The following is a 1,247-nucleotide window of genomic DNA, read 5'->3' as shown; positions in this document are numbered from 1 at the left end:
TGATCCGTACCAGCAGTATCGGACACCGAGTTAAGTGAGTAAAATCACTAACGAGGTGAATCAATGTCCATTAAGAAAACGAAACGAACTCGACACACAGAAGAATTCAAAGCCGAAGCTCTCAAGCTAGCCGATTTGATAGGTGTGGCCAAAGCGGCTAGACAGCTTTCTCTGCATGAATCTCAGCTTTACGCTTGGCGAAAGGCGCTAAAGCACAGCGCCAGTATCAGTGGCCGAGAGCAAGAACTGGCTTCTGAGAATGCTAAGCTCAAACGCCTGCTAGCGGAGCAAGCAGAGGAGCTAGAAATTGTAAAAAAGGCCGCAACCTACTTCGCCAAGCATCTAAAGTAGAGTCTTATGAGTTTATGCTAGAGCACTTGCTATTTTTCAGCATTACCCGAATGAGTAAGGTGCTCGATGTCTCTCGAAGTGGGTTTTATCACTGGTTGAAGCACCGTCACAAGGTGACTTCACGTGAGCTTGCGCGTCACGATCTTGATAGTAAAGTCAAGCAAGCCTTTGTCGAAGGTAAGGAACGCGATGGTGCTCGGCGCATTCAGAAAGCTCTGGATGAAGACAAAAGCCCCCACAACATCAAGACGATATCACAAAGCATGAAACGGCAAGGTCTGGTAGCGAAGGCAGCACGGAAGTTTAAGTGCACGACCGATAGCAATCATACTAGAGCGATATCTCCTAACCTATTGGCTCAAGACTTCAGTGCCACTGAGCCAAATCAAAAATGGGCGGGAGATATCACGTATATCGCCACTAGTGAAGGCTGGTTGTACCTAGCGGTGATTATCGATCTCTATTCAAGGCAGGTCATCGGATGGTCGATGAATGAGCGTATGACAACGGGGCTTGTTTGCGACGCATTAAAAATGGCGTTATTCCGTCGAGGCTTTCCTGAAGGTGTGCTCCTACACAGCGACCGTGGTAGCCAATATTGTTCGAATGACTACCGAGAACTTATAACTGCTTATAAACTAAGACAAAGTATGAGTCGAAAAGGGAATTGTTGGGATAACGCCTGTGTTGAAAGCTTCTTCCACTCACTGAAAGTTGAAGCGATCCAATATGAGCCGATTATGAGTCGAGAAGAGATGCGTCAAACTGTCTTTGAATATATTGAAGTTGATTATAATCAAACAAGGAGGCACAGTGCTCTTGGATATCTAAGTCCAATCAACTTTGAAAAACAAAATGTCGCTTAACCGTGTGTCCAGTGTTGCTGGGGCAGATCA

The 1,247-nt window shown here is 46.0% G+C and carries 1 protein-coding gene; it reads left to right on the top strand.

Annotated features, from left to right (window positions below):
* Positions 1-63: 63 nt before the first annotated feature.
* Positions 64-1,217, top strand: a protein-coding gene (locus tag ST37_RS07890; protein ID WP_143698162.1) for an IS3 family transposase whose coding sequence is annotated in 2 segments (ribosomal slippage) — positions 64-310 and positions 310-1,217 — 1,155 coding nt in all. Because the reading frame shifts where the segments join, the coding sequence is not laid out codon by codon here.
* Positions 1,218-1,247: the final 30 nt, after the last annotated feature.

The sequence above is a fragment of the Vibrio sp. qd031 genome (assembly GCF_002100145.1).
Classification (GTDB): Bacteria; Pseudomonadota; Gammaproteobacteria; order Enterobacterales; family Vibrionaceae; genus Vibrio.
The sequence above is the reverse complement of the archived record's forward strand: the minus strand, read 5'-3'. Positions and strand labels throughout refer to the sequence as shown.